This is a genomic window from Spirosoma pomorum (assembly GCF_054776615.1).
Window position 1 is genome coordinate 212,794 of record NZ_BAAHBP010000024.1, and the last position, 25,885, is coordinate 238,678.

12 protein-coding genes are annotated in these 25,885 nt (G+C 51.8%); 10 read left to right on the forward strand and 2 right to left on the reverse strand.

Annotated features, from left to right (window positions below; translation table 11 throughout):
- Positions 1-3: 3 nt before the first annotated feature.
- The gene (locus tag ACYVAD_RS14445) at positions 4-2,145 is read right to left on the reverse strand and encodes an alpha-amylase family protein (RefSeq protein WP_461140210.1); all 2,142 of its coding nucleotides are present in this window, start codon (positions 2,143-2,145) and stop codon (positions 4-6) included.
- A 215-nt stretch (positions 2,146-2,360) separates the two neighbouring features.
- Here ACYVAD_RS14445 and ACYVAD_RS14450 point away from each other — a divergent pair, with 215 nt between their 5' ends.
- The 4 genes from ACYVAD_RS14450 to ACYVAD_RS14465 all read left to right on the forward strand — a co-directional run bounded on the left by ACYVAD_RS14450 (position 2,361) and on the right by ACYVAD_RS14465 (position 9,987).
- Positions 2,361-3,425: a 6-bladed beta-propeller gene (locus tag ACYVAD_RS14450; RefSeq protein WP_461140211.1), complete on the forward strand. Its 1,065-nt coding sequence runs from the start codon at positions 2,361-2,363 to the stop codon at positions 3,423-3,425.
- A gap of 11 nt (positions 3,426-3,436) precedes the next feature.
- Positions 3,437-4,954 carry a c-type cytochrome domain-containing protein gene (locus ACYVAD_RS14455; RefSeq protein WP_461140259.1) on the forward strand — a complete coding sequence of 506 codons (1,518 nt, stop codon included), beginning with the start codon at positions 3,437-3,439 and terminating at the stop codon, positions 4,952-4,954.
- 100 nt (positions 4,955-5,054) lie between these two features.
- Entirely contained in the window at positions 5,055-8,495 is a 3,441-nt protein-coding gene (locus tag ACYVAD_RS14460; RefSeq protein ID WP_461140212.1) for a DUF1553 domain-containing protein, read from the forward strand.
- A 40-nt stretch (positions 8,496-8,535) separates the two neighbouring features.
- On the forward strand, positions 8,536-9,987 hold the full coding sequence (locus ACYVAD_RS14465) for a DUF1501 domain-containing protein (RefSeq protein WP_461140213.1): 1,452 nt from the start codon (positions 8,536-8,538) through the stop codon (positions 9,985-9,987).
- Between the two features lie 75 nt (positions 9,988-10,062).
- On the opposite strand, the gene ACYVAD_RS14470 is transcribed toward ACYVAD_RS14465, so the two are convergent.
- A complete protein-coding gene (locus tag ACYVAD_RS14470) occupies positions 10,063-11,226 on the reverse strand; it encodes a glycoside hydrolase family 18 protein (protein WP_461140214.1) in 1,164 nt (387 codons plus the stop codon).
- Between the two features lie 199 nt (positions 11,227-11,425).
- Between ACYVAD_RS14470 and ACYVAD_RS14475 the strand changes: the two genes are divergently transcribed.
- The 6 genes from ACYVAD_RS14475 (at position 11,426) to ACYVAD_RS14500 (ending at position 25,883) form a co-directional block, all read left to right on the forward strand.
- Positions 11,426-13,084 carry a beta-N-acetylhexosaminidase gene (locus ACYVAD_RS14475; protein ID WP_461140215.1) on the forward strand — a complete coding sequence of 553 codons (1,659 nt, stop codon included), beginning with the start codon at positions 11,426-11,428 and terminating at the stop codon, positions 13,082-13,084.
- 23 nt (positions 13,085-13,107) lie between these two features.
- Positions 13,108-15,561: a carboxylesterase family protein gene (locus tag ACYVAD_RS14480; RefSeq protein ID WP_461140216.1), complete on the forward strand. Its 2,454-nt coding sequence runs from the start codon at positions 13,108-13,110 to the stop codon at positions 15,559-15,561.
- A 98-nt stretch (positions 15,562-15,659) separates the two neighbouring features.
- Positions 15,660-17,183 carry an FG-GAP repeat domain-containing protein gene (locus ACYVAD_RS14485; RefSeq protein WP_461140217.1) on the forward strand — a complete coding sequence of 508 codons (1,524 nt, stop codon included), beginning with the start codon at positions 15,660-15,662 and terminating at the stop codon, positions 17,181-17,183.
- Between the two features lie 641 nt (positions 17,184-17,824).
- Positions 17,825-20,845 carry a SusC/RagA family TonB-linked outer membrane protein gene (locus ACYVAD_RS14490; RefSeq protein ID WP_461140218.1) on the forward strand — a complete coding sequence of 1,007 codons (3,021 nt, stop codon included), beginning with the start codon at positions 17,825-17,827 and terminating at the stop codon, positions 20,843-20,845.
- Between the two features lie 24 nt (positions 20,846-20,869).
- Positions 20,870-22,456: a SusD/RagB family nutrient-binding outer membrane lipoprotein gene (locus ACYVAD_RS14495; RefSeq protein ID WP_461140219.1), complete on the forward strand. Its 1,587-nt coding sequence runs from the start codon at positions 20,870-20,872 to the stop codon at positions 22,454-22,456.
- A gap of 79 nt (positions 22,457-22,535) precedes the next feature.
- Entirely contained in the window at positions 22,536-25,883 is a 3,348-nt protein-coding gene (locus tag ACYVAD_RS14500; protein ID WP_461140220.1) for a VCBS repeat-containing protein, read from the forward strand.
- The last annotated feature ends 2 nt before the right edge of the window (positions 25,884-25,885 follow it).

Genomic DNA, 25,885 nt, shown 5'->3' on the forward strand with positions numbered 1-25,885 from the left:
CCATTAGTTGTTAATCAGAATGCCATCAAACTGCTCGAGTTTATCCAGCGTAAAATTGACGTAGCCGTCCTGCCATGTGAACGGAATGGCTTTGTCGGTAGCCATCGACAGGAGGGAAGCTGGTTTCTTATCGGCTTTGACGCGGAACGTAAGGTTATAAATCGGCAGTGGCTTGAAATACGTATTGCCGCTGAAACCGGTCAGGTTAACCAGGTGTACGATCAGACCATCGTCGGTTTCGCGGGCTGGATTTCCTGGTTCGTTACGTCCGTACTGCTGCACAATCACTTCGACTCGCTCCGGCGCATTCGTTTGTAGTAGTTGTCCCGCGTTGGGGAAAACGTGGTCGATGGCATCGAGGAGAAGGTTTTTGTGTTCTTGGTAACCATGCATGTAGTATAACCGGCCGAGGTTGATGGGTAAAATCACGTTCGTACTCCGTCCGTACTTTTTCGTCGCCATGCCGTAGTAGCCCGTTGGATCATGCCCGCCGATAATTTCTGGTGGTCCGGGACGTCCTTTAGCGAGAATGGGCAGGAATCGGGCGTCAGCTCCACTCAGGTCGTACAAGCCCAGGTTGAACTTCCAGAACAGCATCGTCTGTCCGGACAAGCGCTTAAACAGCTCCTTATTGTCCGGTCGGAGGTAGAAGCCACTGCCTTCATGGTCGCGGTTCACGATTTTAGCGCCGAACAGGTCCTGCAAACTTGTCGTATTGTCGAACATTGTCGTGTTGGTCGCAATCAAGTTGGTACCCTGTTGGGAAGCATCGCGTAATGCCTGCACGGCCGCCGGACTGAGGTACGTAATGTCCGGCAAGATGAGAAGTTGGTACTGCTTAAGTTTGCTAGCCTGTTTGTCCAGTTGCGAATCCTCGATAATATCGAACGGCAGGTGGGCCTCCTTCAACATCAGCTGAATCCCCCGGTATTCCTGCATGGGACCGCCACTCGGCCAGGAACCCGGTGCGATAACGGCAATCTTGGCGACGGATTTGTAGTTGCCGAAGTATAGCTCAAACTTCTTATGGTGCGCGTAAATCTGCTTGATCACTCCAAAGTTACGTTCGTCCTCATAACCCCGCATATCGCCCATCATGCTGATGTCGAGACCCGAACCATTGGCGATGTTCTCGTAAAGCCGAATGGCGACCTCTTCCGGTTCGACCGCGTTGTAGCGCGACTGAAACGAAATCTGCTGAATGCTGCTGTTGCTGATGATGTGATCCGGGTAGGAGTGGATGGCATTGTTTACGTTGTCCGACGCCGAGTAGGGCCAGTACGGTAGACTATTTGTCTGCGATTCGTGCCGAATAATATCGACGTACTGGTCCATGTAGGTACAGACGGCAATCTGATCATTCTTCGACTTGATAAGCGTATGAAGCCGCTTGGTCCAGTCGTCGGTCGTGAATTTCTTGAAGGCTTGGTACGTCTGAAAAACGGGATCGGCTTTGTTTTCTTCCGTCGGTAGTTTTAACCCCCTGCTGTAATCGGCGAAGCGCTTTTTGTCGTATTCGTTCTGGTCGATGCCGTGGTACTTCCCCTCGTAGGGATTGTTGATCTGATAACCCGGCATGTTCAGGAAAATGCCGTCGATGGGGTAGCGGTCGATGACCTCTTCGATGATCCGGAATGCTTTGTCCTGCACGTAGGGCGCGTTGATCGACACGACATACATGTCCGTGTTAATGATCCGCTCGCCTTTCGGTGATACGTAACACCAGTCCGGGTGGGCCTTGAAAATGCTTTCATGGACCCGACTGAAATCAAACCGTACCATCACCCGAATGCCGTGCTGGTGGCACTTCTCGACGACTTCGCCCAGCATGTTTGTTTTCATGTAGGGGTTCGTGTAGTGGAAATCGAGTTGCGTCGGGTAAAACGCCATGATACCGCCCGCGTTGATTAGCAGCGTATTGGCCGAATAAGCCAATAAGTCTTTCACGAGCGAATCAGGATTGAGTGTAGCCGCTTCATAGGCGGGTAGGTTGGTTTGAATAACCCGCAGGTTATTCTGTTTCCACCAGGAGGCTGAGGCTGGTTTCGGAACGTTTTTGGGCGTAACGCGGGTAGCTTTTTGCGCTGGACTGATCGTATAAGTCAGTGACAGAGTAACAAGAAAAAAAAGACGTAGTAAAGTCATGCAGCAGGCTGATTGTGGAGCTGGAGGCAATACGTATAACAGGCGCAAAGGGCTGGTTTTTACTGATATTGGCGCGAAAGAATTACTGCCTGGCTTGTGTATGAAGCGGGCGCTTGATTAGATAAGTATACGCTATTGCGCCGTTCAGTATAGATCCCGTACCATCTGCTTTAGATACTACCCGTAGTCAAGAAACGATAACAGTCAGTATCTATATGGCTTTTTCATCCCGTCGTGATTTCATTCGGCAGACCGTGCTGGCAACGGTCGCTGGTAGTAGCGCAGCTGCCTGGGTGCCGGCATCAGCAACACCATCTAAGAGCGAACCGATTATTCTGGGACACAATGACTTCCGGTACCGGGTCGTGCCGGGCTGGGGCGTTCTGGATGCGGGGAAGAACCCGGTTAACGACTGCCACGAGATGGTGCAGGACGCCAAAGGGCGGATTATTCTGCTGACCAACGAGACAAAAAATAACGTACTGATGTACGATAAATCGGGCAAGTTGCTTGGGACCTGGGGACACGATTACCCTGGCGGGCATGGCCTGACCATTGGTGGAGAAGGCAACGACCAGTATCTGATTATCTGCGATACCGACCGGCATCAGGTGATCAAAACGGACCTGAATGGGCGGGAGCTGATGAAGATTGATTACCCGCGCGAAACGGGTACCTACGCCTATCCAACGCAGTTCAAACCAACCGAATCGGCCATCAATCCGGCCAATGGCGACATTTATGTGGTCGATGGGTACGGCCTGAACTACGTTACGCAGTACGATAGCAATGGTAAACTTATTCGGCAGTTTGGGGGCGGGGGCCAAGGTGACGCCAACTTTGATTGTTGTCATGGGATCGTTGTCGACCGACGGCAGGCAACGCCCACGCTGATCATCACCGACCGGCGACGTAACGCCCTTAAACGCTTCACCCTCGACGGAAAATACCTGTCGACCATTGCGTTACCGGGTTCGTTTATCTGCCGCCCGGTCATTCACGGCGATCATCTGTACGGCGCTGTTTACCGGAGCACATCTGAACAGTACGCCGAGTCGGGTTATGTGCAGATTCTGGACAAGAATGATAAAGTTGTTTCCACGCCGGGCGGATCAGTACCGGTTTATCAGGCGGGAAAACTCTTGGAGCAACGTAAAGAATTCGCGGGCTCACCCTTTCTGCACCCACACGACGTGCTGGTTGACGGCGACGAAAACCTATACGTAGCACAGTGGAGTTCGAAGAAGACGTACCCCGTCAAACTGGAACGGATTGGTTAAGCGGATCAGGCATGAACGTATCAATTTTGCTCTTAGCCGATTCGACGCAGGTGGCTGACTGGATGTTGTTTCTCGGGCATTTTCACCCGCTTATCGTCCACCTACCCATCGGCTTCTTCCTGATCGCCGGGCTGCTCGAACTGGACCGGATCACGCGCCGGAATACCGTTAGTCCACATACGATTACCCTAATTCTATTCTGGTCGGCGGTTAGTGCGACACTAGCCTGCGTATTGGGTTACCTGCTCTCACTAGGTGGTGGCTACGAGGCCGACACGCTGTCGAGTCATCAGTGGCTGGGGATTGGGGTGGCCGGCTTTGTCTGGCTGGCCTGGGCGGCTAAACGGGAAAATCTGGGCCAAATTCTGCCCGTCGTAAAGCGATTGTACCTGCCCATATTAAGCGTAGCGATTGTACTGCTGCTGGCTACCGGGCACCAGGGCGGAAATCTCACCCACGGTTCTGATTATCTGATCCAGTACGCACCCGGACCCATCCGGACATTAGCTGGTCTGTCGCCCGCCGAGTCAGTACCACCGGCGAAACCGATTACGGACGTGAATCAGGCGATAGTGTATGAACAGATCATCAGCCCGATTCTGCAAAGCCGGTGCGTGCAATGCCATAGTGCCGACAAATCGAAGGGCGGCCTGCGCCTGGACAATCCGGAACAGATTAAGAAAGGAGACAAAGAGGGACCCGTGCTGGTTGCTGGAAGTGGGGCACGAAGTACGTTGGTAAAAGTATGTCTGTTGCCCGAAGACGATAAACACCACATGCCGCCAAAGGGAAAACCTCAATTAACGGATAGCCAGGTGGCTTTGCTAACCTGGTGGATTGATGAGGGAGCACCCTTCAATAAAAAAGTAGCCGAACTGAAGGTTAGTGAGACGGTACGTCCGGCGCTGGCATCGCTGGGAAAAGGACAGTTTAATTCCACTACCGATACGCCCGGCGTCCCGGCGGCAGAATCGCCGGTCTTAACCAAGAACGTGCCAGCCGCCAATCCGAACGTAGTGGCCGGATTACGGAAAATGGGTTTACTGGTGCTGCCTTTGTCCGAAACCAACAATCAACTGGAAGTGAGTACTGTCAATGCCCGGTCGTTTAGTGATGCGCAGGCGGCAGAACTGACGAAACTGAGCGAGCAGATCGTCTGGCTGAAGCTGGGCGAAACCAACCTGTCTAACGCCGGACTGGCTCAGGTAGGGAAACTCAAAAACCTGCAAAAGCTACATCTGGAACAGACGAAGGTGACCGATGCTGGTCTGAAATACCTGACCGGTCTGACCAACCTAGAATACCTGAACTTATACGGTACGTCCATTACCGACGTCGGGCTGGCTCAACTGGCCGGGTTGAAAAGTCTGAAAACGGTCTATATGTGGCAGACAAAAGCGACCCAGTCGGGTATTGCCAGCTTACAGAAAGCCCGTCCACAGTTGACCATAGTTGGGGGGCTCACTGAGCAGGAAGTGGAAGACTTTGTAAAAACAACCTTATCCGAAGAGGAGAAAGAAAAGGACTGATTAAGTCAGTAATCCGCTCTTTACAACGATATTATTGAATTTTTATCGGGTAGATTTGTGTTTTATGGTGCCTGGTTGGCAATAGCAAGCTGTAACGTATATGATGAATTGGTCTGACATACGATATAAGCATATCCTGAGTAGCGCTGCGGTGACGTTATTCGTGGCGTCGGTGTGGTTGACGGCCTGCCAGTCGTCGGTGAAAAAACCGGAGGACGTCCTCGTGGCCGAAGCGAAACTTCCCGAGAAAATCGATTACAATCTGCACGTCAAACCTATTCTGTCGGACCGCTGCTTTGCCTGCCACGGTCCCGACAAGGCCAAACAGCAGGCGGGTTTACGGCTGGACACGCCCGAAGGTGCCTACGAAACCCTGACCGAATCGGGAAAACGAGCTATCGTACCAGGTGACCTGGCGGAAAGCGAAATCTTTCATCGTATCGTCAGTAATGACCCGGAGGTAATGATGCCCACGCCGGAGTCTCATCTGAGTTTGAGTTCAGAGGAGAAAGCTGTTTTGCTGCGCTGGGTCGAGCAGGGAGCGGAGTACAAAAAACACTGGTCGCTGATTGCGCCAACGCGCCCCGAACTGCCGACGGTTAAGGACAACGCGTGGGTACGTAACGAAATCGACCGCTTTGTGCGGGCTAAACAGGAAGCGGGTCAGCTGCTCCACAATCCCGAAGCCGATAAATCGACTTTACTACGTCGGGTGAGCCTGGATCTGACGGGCCTGCCGCCCACCCCAGCCGAAGTCGATGCCTTTTTGGCCGACACATCGCCCAGCGCCTACGAAAAAGTGGTGGACCGACTGCTGAAAAGCCCGCACTATGGCGAACGGCAGGCGGCCGAATGGCTCGACGTAGCGCGCTATGCCGATACGCACGGTTACCAGGACGATGGCATGCGAACGGTCTGGCCCTACCGCGACTGGGTTATTCGGGCCTATAACCACAACCTGTCGTTCGACCGGTTCGTGACCTGGCAGCTGGCCGGTGATTTACTGCCCAACCCCAACAAATACCAGCTCATCGCTACGGCCTTCAATCGTAATCACCAGCAGAGTCAGGAGGGGGGCATTGTGGACGAAGAATACCGGGTCGAGTACGTAGCCGACCGGGTCAATACGTTCGGGAAGGCATTTCTGGGTCTGACGACGGAGTGCGCCCGGTGTCATGATCACAAATACGATCCCATTAGCCAGAAAGATTACTTTTCGCTGTTTGCCTTCTTCAACAGCAACAACGAGCGGGGGCAGATTCCATACAACGGTGAGGCATCGCCCACGCTGACGCTGACAACCCCCGAGGTTGATGCACAACTGGCTTACATTCGCGAGAAACTAACGCCCCTGCGCCGGCAGCTCAACAGCAACCGGCCCGACTACCAGCAGCGGTTTAGCCAGTGGCTGGCTAAAAAACCGGTTGCGAATCCTGACTTAGGACTCATTGCGCACTACACCTTCGACGAAGCCGACCGGGGCGACATCCGGGCCTTTGTGAAAGCGCAGACCGAGCAGCGAAAACGGGAGGAAGATGCCAAAAAAATGGCCGCGTCGAAGAAGCCAAAATCAGATAAGCCTGAGTCCAAAAAGAAAGAAGTTGCCAAACGGAAGTCAAAGGAAGAGCTGCTGAAAGATCCACGTAACGCTTTTATGAATCAGGTCAACGATACCATCCCTGCCTGGCTGGGGGGCGATTCGGATAACCTGCCGTACAGCGTAGCGGGTCGGTTCGGCAAGGCACGTTTCCTGCCCGGCGACAGTTATATCAGCCTGCCATCTACGTTTGCGGTCTTTGAGCAGAACCAGCCGTTTACCATCAGCAGCTGGTTCAAACTGACGAAGTCTGGTACAGCCGCGACCTTACTGGGGCGCACAACGGGGCCAATGGATGGCCAACGTGGCTACCAACTGGATTTGTTGGCCGATGGTCGTCTGAAAGCTACGCTAAGTCATGTCTGGCCAGCCAATGCGATCGATATAGAGTCGGTTGGAAAGGTGCCCATTAATCAGTGGTTTCAGGTGGCATTTACCTATGATGGTAGCGGACAGGCAAAGGGTCTGACGCTGTATTTGAACGGCAAACCGACGCTAACCCGGATCATTACGGACAACCTGCAACACAGCATCGTTTACGGCAAAGACAAGACCCACTGGGCACAGCATCCGTTTTACGTTGGTCGTATGCACGATTATTTTTACAAAGACTTTGCCGTTGATGAGCTTCGCATTTATAACCGTTGCCTGACGCCCCTCGAACTCCCTCGTTTGGCGGGAGGACCTGATGCGCTGGCTGCGGCCCGGCAGAATCCCGCGCGTAGCCCGGCGCAACGGGCTGGTTTGTACCAATATTACGTCAGTACGCAGGATTCGACACACCGGCAGGCCTTCACGGCTGCCATGAAACTGCGTGGTGAACAGCTGATGCTGTATACCAATGCTAATCAGGTCATGATCATGCACGAGCGTAGCCAACCCCGCCAAACACATTTGCTGAACCGGGGTGTGTATGATGCCCCCGGCGAGGTGGTGCAACCGGCCGTGCTGCATAGCCTGCCACAAGTACTCGCTAAAGAAAAGGGACAACTTAACCGACTTGATCTGGCGCGCTGGTTACTGACGCCCGAAAATCCGTTGTTTAGCCGGGTGATGGTCAACCGTTTCTGGCAGCAGTACTTTGGGCAGGGGCTGGCCAAAAACAGCGATGATTTTGGGAATCAGGGCGCCCTACCGAGTCATCCCGAACTGTTGGATTATCTGGCGGTGCGATTCCGGGAGTCGGGCTGGAATACGAAAGCCATGCATAAGCTGATTGTCATGTCCGCTACGTACCGGCAGTCGTCGGTAGCGTCGGAAAAGCGACACGAGGCCGATCCGGATAACATCTTTTTGACGCGGGGACCCAGTTACCGGCTCTCGGCGGAACAGGTGCGCGACAATGCTCTGGTTGCCAGTGGTTTGATCAACCGGCACATTGGCGGACCCAGTGTCCGACCGTATCAGCCCGATGGAATCTGGGAGGCCCTGGCTACGCGAAATGCCGTCAAATACGTGCAGAACCACAACGATAGTCTTTACCGGCGGTCGATGTATACGGTCTGGAAACGGAGTTCACCCCCGCCGATGATGCTCAATTTCGATGCAGCCGAACGCCATACCTGCATTGTGAAACGTCAGAAAACCAGTACGCCTTTACAGGCGCTGGTTACGCTGAACGATCCGCAGTTTGTGGAGGCCGCCCGGGTGCTGGTCCAGAAACGACTGGCGGCTAAGCCGGAAAAACAGGATGAGCAAACTCTGATCAATCAGTTCTTCAAGGCCATCATCAGTCGGCCCGCGCGGGCGGAGGAGGTTAGACTGATGCAGCAATTCCATACCGAAGAACTGGCCGATTTTAGACGGAATCCAAAACGAGCGCAGGCACTGCTTCGGGTTGGGGAGTACCCACTCGATCCGAAGCTCGACCCGACGGAGCTGGCAGCCTGGACGGTGGTGGCCAGTACGCTTATGAACTTTGACGAAGCCATTATCAAGCGATAAACATTTCTGGCCGCTTACGGTCAACTCAAACAGCAGCGTTATGGACATTCAGGATCAGATTCACGATCAGTTGAGCCGCCGGACATTTCTGGGCCAAACCAGTGCCGGCCTGGGCGCGATTGCGCTGGCGTCGCTGCTGAATCCATCCAATCTGTTTGGTGGTACTACACCGGGAGATAATCCTGCCGTGGGGAAACCTCATTTCCCGCCCAAAGTCAAACGGGTTATTTACCTGTTCCAGAGCGGAGCACCCTCGCAGCTGGAGTTGTTCGATTACAAACCCCGGCTCGAAACCATGTGGGGGCAGGATTTACCGGAGTCGGTGCGGAAAGGACAGCGGCTAACGGGCATGACGGCCGGACAGAGCCGGTTTCCGCTGGCGGCCTCACGCTACAAATTTGCGCAGTACGGACCGGGGCGGATGTGGATGAGCGAACTCCTGCCGCATACCCAACGTATCGTCAGCGACCTGACTTTCGTGCGGTCCATGCATACTGAAGCCATCAATCATGATCCGGCCGTTACGTTCTTCCAGACGGGCAGTCAGCAGGCGGGGCGGCCTAGTTTCGGCTCGTGGATCAGCTATGGACTGGGCAGCGATAACCAGAATCTACCGGCGTTTGTGGTGCTGCTGTCCAAAGGGCGCGACGGTGACCAGCCGCTGTATGCCAAGCTGTGGAGTAACGGCTTTCTGTCGTCGGTGCATCAGGGCGTCGTATTCCGGTCGGGGCCAGACCCGGTCTACTACCTGAATAATCCACCGGGCATCGACAAAACCAGCCGTCGGCGCATGCTGGATTACCTGACCAAACTGCACCAGGAGCAGTACAAACACGTACTGGACCCGGAAATAAACAACCGGATGGCGCAGTACGAAATGGCGTACCGGATGCAGACCTCCGTGCCCGAAACACTCGACATCTCGAGGGAGCCCGACTATATTTTTGATTTGTACGGCCCCGACAGCCGGAAGCCTGGTACGTTCGCGGCCAACTGCCTGCTGGCCCGGAAACTGATCGAGAAAGACGTCAAGTTCGTACAACTCTACCACCAGGGCTGGGATCAGCATGGTGACTTGCCAAAGGATATCAAGACCCAGGCGAAAAGCGTTGATCAGCCATCGGCCGCGTTGATCATGGATTTGAAACAGCGCGGTCTGCTCGACGATACGCTCGTGATCTGGGGCGGTGAATTCGGCCGGGGGCCTTACTCGCAGGGCAAACTCACCCGCGATAACTACGGTCGGGATCACCACCCCCGCGCCTTCTCGATCTGGATGGCTGGCGCTGGTGTCAAGAAAGGACTGGTATACGGCGAAACGGACGAATTCGGCTACAATGTTGTGAAAGACCCCGTCCACGTGCACGATTTTCAGGCGACGGTATTGCATCTGTTGGGTCTTGATCACGAAAAACTGACCTTCAAAAGCCAGGGCCGTCGGTACCGCCTGACCGATGTGCACGGTAAGGTGATAAAGCCGCTGTTGGCCTAGAAACGAGAACTGCCCCAACACTAGGTAGTGTTGGGGCAGTTCTCGTTTCTACTGTATTGATTGCTCAGAAAGAGCTTATTTCCGCACTTCGCTAACTAGTTTGTTGAACAGCTTCTGCTGCTGTTTCAAATCGTAGATGTATTCCCAGAACATCACGCCCGCTAACCCTTTTTCTTTAACGTAAGCCACTTTGGGCTCGAATGACGCTTCGTCTGCGTAGGAAATGAACGTGCGCGTTGTTGGATTCCAGAGATAAGGGGCTTTGGCATCGGCGTCCCAATAACGGGTAAAGCCGTTTTTATTGATGTATTTCTCCACCAGTTCATCGTACCCAATGAACATGTGTTTGCCAGTCGAAGGCTGATACAACCCTTTCGCCTGCGTAGCGGCTTCGGTATTGACTATGTCATTCCAGCCGCGACCGTAGAAGGGGATACCCAGCACGATTTTGTTCGCTGGAACACCCGCTTTGATGTGTCCCTCTACCGCCGAAATTGAGTTTGTCCGCGACTGACCGCCCATTTTCGACTGCGCCAATGGGCTGTGGTGACCCGACACTTTGTCGTTGCCATGATACAGATCATACGTCATGATATTGACGTAATCCAGATATTTCTGCGCGTTGGCGAGTTCAGTATTGTTCACGAAAGCAGTGTCGCCACCGGTTGCCGCCGTCAGCAGGTAATGGTTTGACACCGGGCGTTTGTCGACCTTACCCTGTTCATCCAGGCGGTCGCGAAGGGCTTTCAGGAACAAGGTAAACGTCTGTTTGTCTTCGGGCCGGTAGATATTACCCGCCCCAATCTGCGCCGGGTATTCCCAGTCGATGTCTAGTCCGTCGAGCTTATGTTTTTTCAGCAGAGCTACGGCGGCATCGGCAAACTTCTTCCGGGACGCATCGGTTAGCGCTGCGTCAGAAAAATACTTGCAGCCGCCCCAACCGCCAATCGACAAGAGGATTTTTAGGTCCTTGTTCACTGACCGGAGTGAGGTCAAATTGGCCATGTTCACTGAGTCGCGGGCGTTCATGGGGTCAAGTTTCCCATCGGCAGAAGGGACCGCGAAAGCGTAGTTGATATGGGTGAGCTTATTGGCCTGAATCTGGTCTTTAGTCCAGCCGTTGCCCGTTACGTAGCCAATAATGACCAGCTTCGATTTTTGGGCCACCACGGTTGCCGTCAGGCTTGTGGCCAGTAAGCTGGCAGCCGTAAGAAATAGGGATAAAACGGGTTTAAGCATAGGTATAGAAAGAAAAGCTGTTGGCGATTAAAAAAGATGAAACAGCGCAGAATCGCTGTCAGCGGCTAGTCGATCGCCAATAAGTTTGGTTCTGCTACCAAAAGTAGCCCAAAAACGATTGTCTAGCAGGTATTATTAAAAAAATTTAAAAATTAACTCGTACCTTTTGACTTTGAAACCAGATGCCCTTTAAAAACGCATGAAAAAACTAATCCTTGGCTGTCTGTTGCTGCTAGCTCAACTGGCGCATGCTCAGACTGCGACCTACGCAATTCTGCCTAAACCGGCCAAACTGGTCGAACAAAAAGGCACCTTTAAACTCGCCAGTGACGTAACTCTGGTTCTTGATAAAGAAAACGCCGACGTTCGGCGGGTAGCGACGCAACTCGCTGATCGGATTGCTGCCGCTACGGGTACTCGTCCACAAATCAAGACGGGAAAAGCGTCAGGGCAATCCATTTATTTCACCTCGGCGAAAAGCGAAAAGCTGGGAGCAGAAGGATACGGTCTGAAGGTAACGCCCAAGCAGATTACCATTACGTTCGCTCAGCCTAAAGGCGCTTTCTACGGCGTACAGTCGCTGCTGCAACTGATGCCGGCCGAAATCTTCAGCCCTACGGCGGTTGCGGGCGTGGATTGGTCGGTGCCCTGCTGCACGGTTGAAGACCAGCCTCGCTACGCGTATCGGGGACTGCACCTGGACGTGGGTCGGCACTTCTTCCCCGTTAGCTTTATCAAAAAATACATTGATCTGATTGCGCTGCACAAGCAGAACACCTTTCACTGGCACCTGACCGAAGACCAGGGCTGGCGGATTGAGATCAAGAAATACCCTCTGCTGACCCAGGTCGGTTCGCAGCGGAAAGAAACAATGGCTGGCCGGTACAAAGACAACAAGTACGACGGCAAACCGTATGGCGGTTTCTACACCCAGGATGAAGTTCGCGAGGTGGTTAAATACGCGCAGGACCATTTTGTAACGGTTATTCCCGAAATCGAAATGCCGGGCCACTCGATGGCGATTCTAGCGGGTTACCCACAGTTTGGTAGCAACACGGATAAGATTGTTCCAGTAGCGACGAAATGGGGTGTGTTCGAGGACGTCCTGTTCCCCCGCGAAGAGACATTCGCGTTTTTGCAGGATGTTCTGACGGAAGTGATGGAGTTGTTCCCCAGCCAGTACATTCACATTGGTGGTGATGAGTGCCCCAAAGTGCAGTGGAAAGAAAGCCGTTTCTGCCAGGACCTGATGAAAAAGAACGGTCTGAAAGACGAGCACGAACTACAGAGCTATTTCATCCAGCGCATCGATAAGTTTATCACCGGCAAAGGCCGTAAGATGATCGGCTGGGACGAGATTCTGGAAGGCGGTCTATCGCCAAACGCGACGGTGATGAGCTGGCGCGGTACTGAGGGGGGCATTGCGGCTGCCCGTCAGAAGCATGATGCCATTATGACGCCGGGCAACTTCTGCTACCTGGATCACTACCAGACTGATCCAAAAGGGCAACCAATTGCCATCGGTGGACTGACCCCAGTCGAAGAGTCATACTCCTACGAACCAACGCCCGATAGTCTGAGTGCTGAAGAAGCCAAACACATCATTGGTGTGCAGGGTAACGTCTGGACCGAATACATGCGGACACCCGAGTATGTTGAGTACATGGTATGGCCACGGGCTATTGCGCTGGCCGAGGTGGGCTGGACGCCAAAAGAACGCAAGAACGTAGACGACTTCAAAAAGCGGCTCGACGTACACAAAAAGCGGCTCGATCTACTGAAAGTCAACTACTTTGGCGCGCCTATCAACGGTAACTTTCAGTACCAGATGCCGACGGAAGCTACGGCATCGAAATAAGCCTGTTATTTGCTTACGTAGGAATGAAAAAACAATTCGTATGGCTGATCGCGCTGCTGTGCTGGACAATGCAAGTCCGGGCGCAGCAGCGCCATTCGTTTACGCAGGGGCTGGTAGCCGGTCCCTGCCATCAATACGGTCGGGAAGCGTTGTATACGGACCAACTCGCCTATTCCCTAATTCAAAACCAACTACCCAAACCCGTAGCCGGTAAATCCGTTGCGCCGGGTGAACTGACCAAACTAACCTGGACGCCTGTGGCCGCCAGCGAAAAGGGGCAGTTTAAAGAAGGGATGCTAGGAAACGGCTATCTGTACCTGACGTATCAGTCATCGAAGGATCAGGTTGCTCTGCTACACGCTACCGGTCATACCATGGCTTACGTTAATGGAGTGCCGCACTTCGGTGATCCATACGCCAGTGGCTGGCTATACATTCCTGTCAAGCTGCGTAAAGGGGAAAACGAATTACTGGTTCGTACGTCGGCTTCGGTGCGATATCAAGGGATCAATGCCGAGCTGATTTTTCCTGACAAACCTGTTACGCTTAATACCGAAGACCCAACGCTGCCCAGTATCGTGCCGGGTCAGACGACCGAATCGATCTGGGGGGCTGTCGTCGTGATCAATACGTCAACCAAACCACTGGCTAACCTTCAAATACGGAGCCAACTAGCCGGAAAAACGGTGGTGACGGACTTACCTACGGTACCCGCCATGACGACACGCAAGGTTGGTTTCCGGCTGGACGCGTCGGGAGTGCAACAGGTAGACAAAGTGGCGGCTCAGCTTCAGCTGATGCAGGCTGGGAAAATGCTGGATGCCGGTGAAGTAAGCCTGTCCGTTGGGCGGCCGGAACAGCAGTATAGTCAGACGTTCATCAGTGATATTGATGGGAGCGTCCAGTATTTCTCCGTAGCGCCCCAACGTAACGCCGATGGCAAAGCACCCGCTCTCTTTCTGTCGGTACACGGTGCCGGTGTCGAAGCCATCAACCAGGCGCGGGCCTACAAACCCAAAGACTGGGGTGTTGTCGTGACGCCCACCAACCGGCGGCCACGCGGCTTCAACTGGGAGGACTGGGGACGGCTGGATGCGCTGGAAGTATTCGGTCTGGCGAAAAAGCAGTTCAAACCCGACCCGGAGCGAGTCTATTTGACCGGGCATTCAATGGGTGGCCATGGTACCTGGTACCTGGGTGCTACGTTTCCCGGCAACTGGGCGGCTATTGCGCCCTGTGCGGGTTATCCAAGTCTGGCGGCCTATGGCTCCCACGACGGCAAAATTCCGGAAACGGGCGGCACCGATATGGAGCGCTTACTGCTCCGGGCCAGCAATCCAAGCAACGTATTGGCGTTAGCGTCCAACTACAAACCGCTGGGCGTCTACATCCTGCACGGTGATGCCGATCGGACAGTGTCCGTCGAATACGCCCGGCAGATGCGGCAGCTGCTCGGTACGTTTCACCCTGACTTTACGCATTACGAGTATCCCGGAGGTTCACACTGGTACGGTGATCACAGCGTGGACTGGCAACCTATCTTCGATTACTTCCGGTGGCACAAAATTCCCCGCGATAGCGCTGTCAGTACTATTGACTTCAAAACGGCGAACCCCGCTATTTCGGCCACGATGCGCTGGGCTACAATTGAGCAGCAGCAGCATCCGCTGCAATTCAGTCGGATACAGCTCAAACGAGACAAGGCTAATCGAGTAATCACGGGGAAAACCGAAAACGTTGGCTTGTTATCACTGGACCTGAGCGATTTTGAGCCTGGCGAAACGGTCACTATTACGCTCGACAGTCTGAAAGCTGTTCAATACCCGGTGAAAGCTTCGAACGAAACTATTTATCTGACACGTGACGCTCAGTGGGAACCTGGAACAAAGCCGACTCCAGGGCAAAAGGGGAAACACCGGAATGGAACGTTTAAGGAGCCATTCAACAAGCGGATGGTGTTTGTGTATGCAACGTCCGGCAATGCTGACGAAAATGACTGGGCGGAGAATAAAGCCCGGTACGATGCCGAAACCTGGTACTATCGGGGAAACGGCGCTGTCGACATAATTAGCGACAGAGCGTTTGATCCAAAGAAGTATACGGATCGGGGTGTTGTGCTCTACGGAAACGCAACGACCAATAAAGCCTGGAATTATTTGCTGGCAACCTGTCCGATTCAGGTCCGACGTGGAGAAGTCGTTATGGGAAAAGAACGTCATTCGGGCGATGACCTGGGCGCCTATTTCGTCTGGCCCCGCCCCGATAGTCAAACGGCGTCGGTCGCGGTGATTACGGGGACGGGTCTTTCGGGTATGAAAGCCGCCGACGCGAATCAATACTTTGCGGGTGGTAGCGGTTTCCCCGATTTTATGCTTTTCCGAACGGATATGCTACAAAAAGGCATTGATGGCGTGCTTACAGCCGGCTTTTTTGATAATAGCTGGTCACTGTCGACTCAGGATTCAGTGAAAAAATAAAGTAGTTAGTAAAACAGACCAGTGGGTACGGCCTGTTCGCAGCGACAACCAACGCTGCTAACAAAGCTGTACCCACTGCTATTTTCGGTAGAGGGGATATGAAACGAGGTAAATATTTGATCTGGCTGGCATTCGTGCTGGTCGGTTCTCTGTCTTTTACGAGCGGTACCGTAGATGATGGTCAACAACTGGCGAACCAGTACTGTAGTACCTGTCATTTAACGCCCGACCCGAAAAGTCTGACTAAATACATCTGGCAGCTAAACGTACTGCCTATTATGGGACGCTACCTGGGCGTATCGTACATGGGGTATGATCCATACAATAAACTGAACCCGCAGGAGGTCGCTTCACTTAAAGAGCAACACATCTATCCGGAAGAGCCAGTTATTGATGAGCAGGCCTGGGAAAGGCTGGTTAATTATTACCTGAAGAATGCGCCGACCAGCCTACCGATAGATTCAGCCCGGCAAAACCGGGATCGCTCGCTTAATCAGTTTAACGTAAAGCTGGTGGCATTTGGTAATCAAGTAGGTTCATCCGTTACGGCTATCGCTTACGATACAACGCACCGGCAGTTGTGGGTCGCGGAGCCGGAAAGGATGTACCAATGGAACTGGAAGCAGGGTTTGACACAAACGCTTACTATGCCAGGTACTGTTGTTGATATAAAGCCCGGCTCAACAGGTACCTTACTAACGGATGTTGGTACGTTGCTACCATCTGATTCATCAAAGGGAAACTTGTCTTTTCTGAAAGCCGCTACACTGCTACCCGTTCGAAAGCAGCTTCATCGCCCCGTTTATTCCTTGCAGTCAGATTTGAATGATGACGGCAGGCCGGAGCTAATCATGGCCAATTACGGACACCGGTCGGGATCGCTATCGTTCTATACGAAGCAGGAGGGGGCAGATTCGGCTTATACCGAGACGATTCTGCTCAACGTGCCGGGAGCCGTTAAGTTTTACGTGCGGGACATGAACGGCGACAATCTAAAGGATATTGTTGCGCTGTTCGCCCAGAATCTGGAAGCTGTCTACGTTTTTTACCAGACTGGAAACCTGCAATTCACGCCGAAGAAAGTACTTCAATTCGAGCCCCAGTACGGTACCAGTGATTTTATCGTACTGGATTATAATCATGATGGAATTGATGACATCGCTGTTGTTCACGGAGATAATGCGGATTACTCCTACTGTTTGAAGCCATATCATGGCTTACACCTGTTTCTAGGGAGCAAAAATCAGACGTACAAGGACGTGTTCTTTTACCCAATCTATGGAGCAACCCGGCTCCAGGCTGATGATTTTGATCAGGACGGCGATATTGACTTTGCGGTTTCGGCATTCTTTCCAGAGCTGACTACGTTAGCTGCCGAGAGTTTTGTGTATCTGGAGAACAAAAACGAAAAGAAGTTTCGCTTTATCGCACACGTTGCCAAAACGGCGGTTCCTATCAAGTCGCTGACGCTGGAGAAAGCCGATGTGGATAACGACGGCGATATGGATCTGATCTTGGGTCAGTTTTCGTATTCCCCCGTTCCAGTTCCGCCAACCCTTCAGCAACTCTGGAATAGCGTCGATTACAAACTTGTACTCTTATTAAATCAGCACGCTAAGTAATTTTACTAAGCAGAACTTTCTTGTTTTATCGCTTCTTATCGGGCTGGTGGCTTGTAGTAATATTACTTACATGTTTCTCCATTAATCCATACAGATTATAGCCTTTCTACCATTTCTATAGTCAGTCGTTTCAGGCTGCATTCAAACGCATTATAATTAATAATTAATTAACAGTACTATTCCTGGAAAATGAAAAAAAACGATCCAGATCGATTCGATTTTAAAATTTTTTAAGAACAAAGAATATATTTGCTTTAACATTTAGCTAAACCAAAGAATATCGAATTATTTCATTTAATAATTCTTGCATATTCAAGCTAAAGAGCGTATAGGCGAAATAAAAGCTATATAGATACAATTAGACTACTCAACGATTGAAATATTAGTCTTAATAGGCTAAAAGCTCAAGGCAGAAATAGTGAGTAATTTAACTCATTTGTTGACTCAGCGGTAGAGGAATAAGTAAACACAAAAGACAAGTCATCGACTAACGATACGCCGGGAGGCAAAAGAGTGTGTACTGGGCCAATTGGCTTTGTACCGTGCGTTGTATATCTAACATAACCTAAAGAACAATGAGACAATGTAGAAACAAGTTTACCTTGTTTGTTGCCTTCTTCTGTTTGAGTTGCTGCGTTGCCATGGCACAGCAGGTAACCATTCAGGGTAAGGTTTCGGAAAACGCTAATGCACCGATTCCGGGTGCTAACGTATTGATCAAAGGAACCAATAAAGGTACCGTAACCGATGCCGATGGTCAATACTCAATCAGTGCCGATAAAGGCAGCGTATTAGTTATCCAGTCGTTGGGCTTCACGTCCAAAGAAGTTACCGTGGGTGATCAAACCACCATCAACGTAACCCTGGCGGTTAGCGATAAAACGCTGGACGAAGTCGTCGTGACGGCGCTTGGTATTGCCAAAGATAAAAAGGCGTTGGGTTACGCCGTATCAGAAGTTAAAGGGAGCGACCTGATCAAAGCTCGGGAAATCAACCTGGGTAACGCGTTATCAGGCCGGGTTGCTGGTTTGAACGCAACCAGCACCGCAACGGGACCTGGCGGTTCGAGCCGGGTTATCATCCGGGGTAACGGTTCGTTGAGCGGTAACAACCAACCGCTGTACGTTGTGAATGGAGTACCCATCGACAATACCAACGTGAACTCGGCGGGTATGTGGGGCGGAACCGACTCCGGTGACGGTCTGAATAGTATCAACCCAGACGATATCGAAACGATGTCGGTACTGAAAGGTGGTACGGCTGCTGCTCTGTACGGTTCGCGCGCGTCGAACGGGGTTATTCTGATCACGACCAAATCGGGTAAAGGACAGAAAGGTATTGGCGTTGAATACAACGGTACCTATACGATGGACCAGCCTTTCTCACTGAACGACTGGCAGTATGAATACGGCCAGGGTACGCAGGGAGCTAAGCCAACAACGCAGGCCGAAGCGATCCAGACGGGTGCTCAGTCGTGGGGTGCCAAAATTGATGGTACTAATGTTATTCAGTTTGACGGGGTGTCTCGTCCATACGTAGCGCAGCGCAACAACATTAAAAACTTCTACAACGTAGGTAGCACGTTTACTAACACGGTTGCTGTATCGGGTGGTAATGAGTCGGCAGCGTTCCGTTTCTCGGCGTCGGATCTGAACTCGAAGAGCGTCGTGCCAAACTCTGGTTTTAACCGGAAGTCGTTTAACCTGAGCGCTAACGCAACACTGGCGAAGAAAGTCGTATTCGAAGGCGTTGCTCAGTACAACGTTGAAACAGGTACAAACCGGACTTTCCTGTCGGATACGCCGAAAAACCCAAACTATGGTGCCCAGCTGATCGCCAATACGGTCGATATCCGGACGCTGGATCCAGGTTATGATAGCCGTGGTTACGAAGTACTGTGGAACAGTAACCAGTACTCGCAGAACCCATATTTCGTCATCAACAAAGTACAGAATAGTGACGTGCGGAACCGTTTCATCGGTCAGTTCTCGCTGCGCTACAACATCACGGACTTCCTGTACCTGCGCGGTCGGATTGGTACGGACTACAACTACACGAAGTTCCTGAACATTGAACCAACGGGTCTGGCGTACAACACGCGGGGATCGATGGGCCGGTCAAATACGCAGATCGGTGAAACCAACTCAGAACTGATTCTTGGTTTCAACAAAGATTTCGGTCCGATTTCGGTAAACGCCCTGGTTGGCGGTAACCAGATGCGTCGTGCTACGGAAAATATGGGTTACAATGGTCAGTATTTCGTTGTACCATTCAACTACTACCTGGATAACACGGTAACGAAAACACCAAGCTACGGCTATAACTCGCTAGGTATCAACTCGGTATTTGGATCGGCTGATATTGGTTATAAAAACGTGCTGTTCCTGACGCTGACCGGTCGCCAGGATTGGTTCTCGACGCTGGCTAAAGCAAACAATAGCCTGTTCTATCCATCAGCTGGTTTGAGCTTCGTGTTCTCTGACGTATTAGACAGCCGTCCTAACTGGTTTAACTACGGTAAAGTACGGGCTTCGGTTGCTCAGGTAGGTGGTGGTTATCCAAACCCATACGCCCTGAACCTGACGTACAACCTGCAGACCAACAACTACGTTGGCGATATCGCGCTGATGTCGATCAACGGTGGTACGATTCCGAACTCGCTGCTGCAACCCAATACGTCGACAACGACGGAGGTTGGTTTCGAAACGAAACTGTTCAACAACAAACTGGGTGTTGACCTGACGTTGTACAACCGGACAACAACGAATGATGCTGTTACCGCGTCGACTTCGTCGGCAAGTAGCTATGGCAGCGTACTGCTGAACGTTGGTAAAGTAGTAAACAAAGGTATTGAGCTGTTGCTGACGGGCACGCCCATCAAGAAAGCGAACGGCTTTACCTGGGATGTTGCTTACAACATGGCTTACAACGACAACCGGGTGGTTAGAATCACGGACGACCTGACAACTTTCCAGGTTGACGAATCACGTACCCGGAGTGCGTATATCTATCACTATACCGGTCAGCCTTATGGTATGATCACGGGTTACCGCGCGCTGCGCGATGCCAACGGCAACGTCGTGTACAACTCGGCAACGGGTCTGCCAATTCAGAGTGCGTTGCAGCCGCTGGGCCGTGGTGTTCCACCGCTCACGATGGGTCTGACGAACACACTGAACTACAAGAATTTTTCGTTTAGTTTCTTGTTAGACGGCAAATTCGGGTCGAAACTATACAGTGCTACCAACTACTACGCAACAGCTAATGGTCTGACTAAACTGACGCTGGACGGACGGGAAAATGGCGTAACAGTAACCGGCGTAACACAGAACGGCGACGCGTTCACCCGCACCCTGACGGCACAGAACTACTACGGTTCGAGCGCTTACCGGAACATCACCGAAAACTTCGTATATGATGGTAGCTTCGTGAAACTGCGTCAGTTCACACTGGGTTACAATCTGCCCCGGTCAATCCTGGGTAAAACGCCAATCCAGGCTGCCAGCCTGTCGCTGGTGGCACGTAACCTGCTGATTCTGTACAGCAAAGTGCCAAACGTTGATCCAGAATCGAACTTCAACAGTGGTAATGCACAGGGTTTAGAAATGTTTGGTGTCCCACCAGCTCGTAGCTACGGTCTGAACCTGAATATTCGTTTCTAACTCACCGCTTTTAACGACTTAACTATGTTACGTTTCTTTAAGAAAAATAGACTTCCTGCACTGGCAACCGTCCTGACGGCCGGGCTGATGCTGTCGTCCTGCGACAAGGGGTTTGAAGAACTCAATACGAACCCTAACGCGTTGACGGCACCTGTCATTCCAAACCTGCTATCGTACAGTATCGTGAAAACGGCGGGTACGGGGTATGAGAATCACCGGGGTAACCTGATTTATGCTGGGGCTATGGTACAGCACTTCGCGTCGCTGCAGACCTATTGGTCAGGCGATAAGTACCTGTACAACTCAGAGTATTCGAACGCGTATTTCGAAACAGCGTATGGCGAACACGTGAAAAACGTAGAGCAGATTATTGCGCTGACGAAAGACGATGCTACGCAATCGAACCTGTATAACGTAGCTCGTATCTGGCGGGTGTTCGTGTACCACCGGATTACGGATCTGTACGGAGATGTTCCTTATTCGGAAGCTGGCAAAGGCTACCTGAATAATGTCTACACGCCGAAATACGATAAGCAGCAAGATATCTACGCTGACATGCTGAATGAGCTGGATCTGGCAGCTGCGGCACTGGATGCGAACAAAACCGGCTACGGTACGGCTGATGTTATCTACGCGGGAGATCTGACCAAGTGGAAGAAGTTTGCGTACTCGATGATGCTGCGGTTGGGCATGCGCCTGACGAAAGTAGATGCGGCTAAGGCGCAAACCTACGTGAAGAAAGCCATTGCTGGTGGCGTGATGACGAGCAACTCGGATATCGCGAAGATCGTACACGCTGAAGGGAACGACAACACCCGGAACCTGGACGGTAATACGTTACGTACGCAGGAATACGACGCGGCCAACCTGAAAGGTAAGGCTAACAGCAAACTGAGCCGGACGTTCGTTAACTTCCTGAAGAGCAACAACGACCCACGGATGCCGTACATCGCTACGCTGTGGCAGGGAAATGCTAACCCAGCACAGGAGTCATCGGCTACAGATCCTTCGAAACAGAAAGGTCTGCCGAACGGCTACGACGCGCAAACCATCCGTACGGCTGTCTCTGGCTGGGGAACAACAGATTCACTGTCGCTGTACTCTGAGGCTAACCTGAATAAAATTGCCAGCAATTCGGCACCGACGGTTTTCCAGAGCTACGCTGAAGTTGAGTACCTGTTAGCCGAAGCCGCGCTACGTGGCTGGGGTGATGGTCAGGCCGCTTCGCACTACAATAAGGGCGTAACGGCTGCTATGGACATGATGTCATTGTTTGGCGGATCAATCACTTCTGCTGCGATTACCACATACCTGACGGCTCATCCTTACCTGTCTACGGGTACGATGGCTCAGCAGATGGAGCAAATTGGGACGCAATACTGGGCGGTTAACTTCCTGAACTCGTACGAAGCGTATGCCAACTGGCGCCGGACAGGATATCCTGTCCTGACCCCAACGAACTACGTGGGTAACGAAACAGGTGGTGTTATTCCTCGTCGGTTACGGTATCCGTCAACGGAAGGTAGCAAGAACGCAAATCAGTATAATGCGGCTGTTGCTCAGCAGGGTCCTGATCTGTTCACGACTCGCATCTGGTGGGATAAGCAGTAAGGTCCATAGTTAATCTACGTAAATTACGGGTTAATGAACGGTTCTCTACAACGGTTCATTAACCCGTAACTCTTTATTGATGCGTATCGTCAATTATTCACATCATCCGCTTCGAAGCCTGATCTGGCTATTGGGCCTGACGGTCTGCCTGGTACCGATTGGAGCAGCGGCTCAATTTACACGGCTCACTACTGAGCAGACGGGAATTCTGTTTACCAACAAACTGGTCGAAACAGAGGAGCAGAACGTATTGGCGTACGAGTATTTTTACAATGGTGGTGGAGTGGCCGTTGGGGATCTGAATAACGACGGAAAGCCTGACCTCTACTTTACGGGCAATATGATGCCTGACCGGCTGTATCTCAATGACGGTAATCTGCACTTTACGGACGTATCATCTTCGTCAGGTGTTGGCAGAGGGCCTGGCTGGAAAACTGGCGTAACGCTGGTCGACATCAATCGTGACGGGTGGCTCGATATTTACGTTTGCTACTCCGGGAATGGTGAAACCAACATTCGTCGGAATCGGCTGTACATTAATAATCATCTCAATAAAAAAGGGCAACTGACCTTTAGTGAACAAGCGGCTCAGTACGGGTTAGATTCGCCCGCCTACAGCACCCAGGCAGTCTTTTTCGATTATGACAAAGATGGCGATCTGGACTGCTTTCTCCTGAATCACAACATCAAAGACTTTAAACGATTCGACGCGGCTCTGACAAAAGCGATGCGCGATGAATTTGCCGGCGATAAACTTTTCCGCAACGACAACAACAAGTTTGTCGATGTGAGCGAAGCCGCTGGAATAAAAGGTAATCCAATTGGCTTTGGTCTGGGCGTGGCCGTGGCCGACATTAACCGCGATGGATGGCCGGATCTTTACGTCTCAAACGATTACATCGAACAGGATTATCTCTACCTGAACGATGGCAAAGGACACTTCATCGACCAGCTCGACAAGGCTGTTGGGCATCTAAGCTACTTCTCCATGGGGAACGAAGTAGTCGATATGAATAACGATGGCTGGCCCGATATTTTTACGCTCGACATGCTGCCGGAGGATAACCGACGGCAGAAACTGCTTTACGGTCCCGAGAACTACGAAACGTATCAGAACATGCTGCGGAACGGTTTTTCGCATCAGCTGATGCGGAATATGCTACAGCTAAATAACGGGAACACGGGGCAACGGACTGGTAGCCTTAACGTACCGACGTTCAGTGAAATCGGGCAGTTGGCGGGTATCTCTAACACCGACTGGAGCTGGACACCACTCGTGGCCGATTTCGATAATGATGGCTGGAAAGACCTGTTTGTCACGAATGGCTACCTCCGCGATTATACAAACATGGATTTCATGAAGTATTACGCGGACGCCCGGCTCAAAGAATCGCAGGGGAATCCAACGGCCATGATGGATATTCTGAAACAGATGCCATCAACGGCTACAAAGAATTACATCTTCCGCAATTCGGGTAAACTGACCTTCGACAATAAAGTAAAGGATTGGGGATTTGATCAGGCGGTGCTTTCGAATGGAGCCGTTGCTGCCGATTTGGATGGCGATGGCGATCTGGAAATTATCACCAACAACATTAACGTTCCGGTCTCCATCTATCGTAACGATAATCCAAAACAGCACTACCTGGCGGTCCAGTTGGGCGAAAGCTCCGCAACGTCGGCTACCAACGCAAAGGTCTGGGTTTATGCGGGGGGCATGCAGCAATATCAGGAGTTTGTGCCTTCGCGTGGGTTTCAGTCGGGTACATACGTGCCTCTGCATTTCGGTCTGGGTAAGCAGACGACTATTGACAGCGTACGCGTGGTCTGGTCCGATAACAAAACGCAACTGCTACGAAATGTGAACGTTGACCAGCCGCTAATCTTACGGTCCAAGGATGCCAAAGAAACGTATAGATATATAAGTGATCCCACTCCGCTCTTTGCTGAGATTGAAAAAGACTCCGTTTTATATCGACACAAAGAGGACGTATACAACGATTTCAAACGACAGCCCCTGATGCCGAATATGCTTTCCAACCAGGGACCGCATATGGCGCAGGCTGACGTAAATGGCGACGGGTTTGTCGACCTGTATGTGCCTGGGGCGAAAGGTCAAGTGGGATCGCTGCTTTTAGGTCAGGCTAACGGAAGCTGGAAGCCTAATGAACAGGCTACGTTTACCGCAGACAAAATGAGCGAAGATACGGACGCGTTATTCTTCGACGCTGATGGTGACGGTGATCAGGATCTGTACGTAGTGAGTGGCGGTTACGCTTACCTGCCCGACGATCTGCTACTACAGGACCGACTCTACCTGAATGACGGCAAAGGTAACTTTTCCCGCTCGGCTGAGGGGCTGCCCGCCGACCGAAGCAGCGATGCCTGTATTGTTGCTCTCGACGTCGACAAAGATGGTGATAAAGACCTGTTTATCGGTGGACGTGTAATCCCCGGTCGTTACCCGGAACCTGTCAGTAGCCGTCTTCTGCTCAATGACGGCAAAGGCAAATTCACGGATGCTACTACGCAATGGGCACCGTTCCTAAACAAGATTGGGATGGTTACCGACGCTGTAGCGCTGGACATGGACAAAGACAGCTGGGAAGACCTCGTCCTCGTCGGCGAGTGGATGCCCGTAACCCTACTCAAGAATAGTAACGGAAAAGGATTCGCTCGTTCAACGTCCGTTGCGGCACCCATTCACTCGTTCTGTCAGGCTGGCTGGTGGAATCGGATTGAAAAAGCTGACTTGGACGGTGACGGTGATGAGGATCTGGTATTGGGCAATTTTGGTAAAAACTGCCAGATGAAACCCTCCGAAAAGGAGCCTATTCGAGTAACCTACGGCGATTTTGATCAGAATGAGTCTATCGATCCATTCGTAACCTACTACATTCAGGGTAAAGATTATCCATTAGCTACCCGGGATGAAGCGTTGAATCAGATGTATTCCCTACGCCGGAAGTTTACCTCGTATCAGGCGTACTCGGAAGCTAGTTTAAGTCAAATATTGACCCCGGAACAATTTAAGCTGGCCGATACACTACAGGCAACACAGTTCGCATCCGGAATCCTGGAAAACAAAGGCAACCGCAATTTTGACTGGCACGAATTACCCGTAGAGGCTCAGTTCGCACCCGTCTACGCCATTGGCTTCCTGGACGTGGACGGTGATGGTAAGAAAGACCTGCTGCTGGGAGGAAATCAATTAAGTACTCGCATTAAGATTGGGAAAATGGATGCCAATTACGGCCAGGTTTTCCATAATGATGGTCAATGTCAGTTTAGCTACGTACCTCAGGCCCAGTCTGGATTTACGGTGAAGGGCGACGTACGCGATGTTCTAATCATTGGAGAAGGGGCTAAGCAACAGATTTTGTTTGGTCGGAACAACGCAACTATTCAGGTTTACCGGCGCAACTAAAC

Excerpts from the sequence above, each read along its gene's own strand:
- ACYVAD_RS14445 (WP_461140210.1), bottom strand. The coding sequence starts at position 2,145 with ATGACTTTACTACGTCTTTTTTTTCTTGTTACTCTGTCACTGACTTAT.
- ACYVAD_RS14450 (WP_461140211.1), top strand. The coding sequence starts at position 2,361 with ATGGCTTTTTCATCCCGTCGTGATTTCATTCGGCAGACCGTGCTGGCA.
- ACYVAD_RS14455 (WP_461140259.1), top strand. The coding sequence starts at position 3,437 with ATGAACGTATCAATTTTGCTCTTAGCCGATTCGACGCAGGTGGCTGAC.
- ACYVAD_RS14460 (WP_461140212.1), top strand. The coding sequence starts at position 5,055 with ATGATGAATTGGTCTGACATACGATATAAGCATATCCTGAGTAGCGCT.
- ACYVAD_RS14465 (WP_461140213.1), top strand. The coding sequence starts at position 8,536 with ATGGACATTCAGGATCAGATTCACGATCAGTTGAGCCGCCGGACATTT.
- ACYVAD_RS14470 (WP_461140214.1), bottom strand. The coding sequence starts at position 11,226 with ATGCTTAAACCCGTTTTATCCCTATTTCTTACGGCTGCCAGCTTACTG.
- ACYVAD_RS14475 (WP_461140215.1), top strand. The coding sequence starts at position 11,426 with ATGAAAAAACTAATCCTTGGCTGTCTGTTGCTGCTAGCTCAACTGGCG.
- ACYVAD_RS14480 (WP_461140216.1), top strand. The coding sequence starts at position 13,108 with ATGAAAAAACAATTCGTATGGCTGATCGCGCTGCTGTGCTGGACAATG.
- ACYVAD_RS14485 (WP_461140217.1), top strand. The coding sequence starts at position 15,660 with ATGAAACGAGGTAAATATTTGATCTGGCTGGCATTCGTGCTGGTCGGT.
- ACYVAD_RS14490 (WP_461140218.1), top strand. The coding sequence starts at position 17,825 with ATGGCACAGCAGGTAACCATTCAGGGTAAGGTTTCGGAAAACGCTAAT.
- ACYVAD_RS14495 (WP_461140219.1), top strand. The coding sequence starts at position 20,870 with ATGTTACGTTTCTTTAAGAAAAATAGACTTCCTGCACTGGCAACCGTC.
- ACYVAD_RS14500 (WP_461140220.1), top strand. The coding sequence starts at position 22,536 with ATGCGTATCGTCAATTATTCACATCATCCGCTTCGAAGCCTGATCTGG.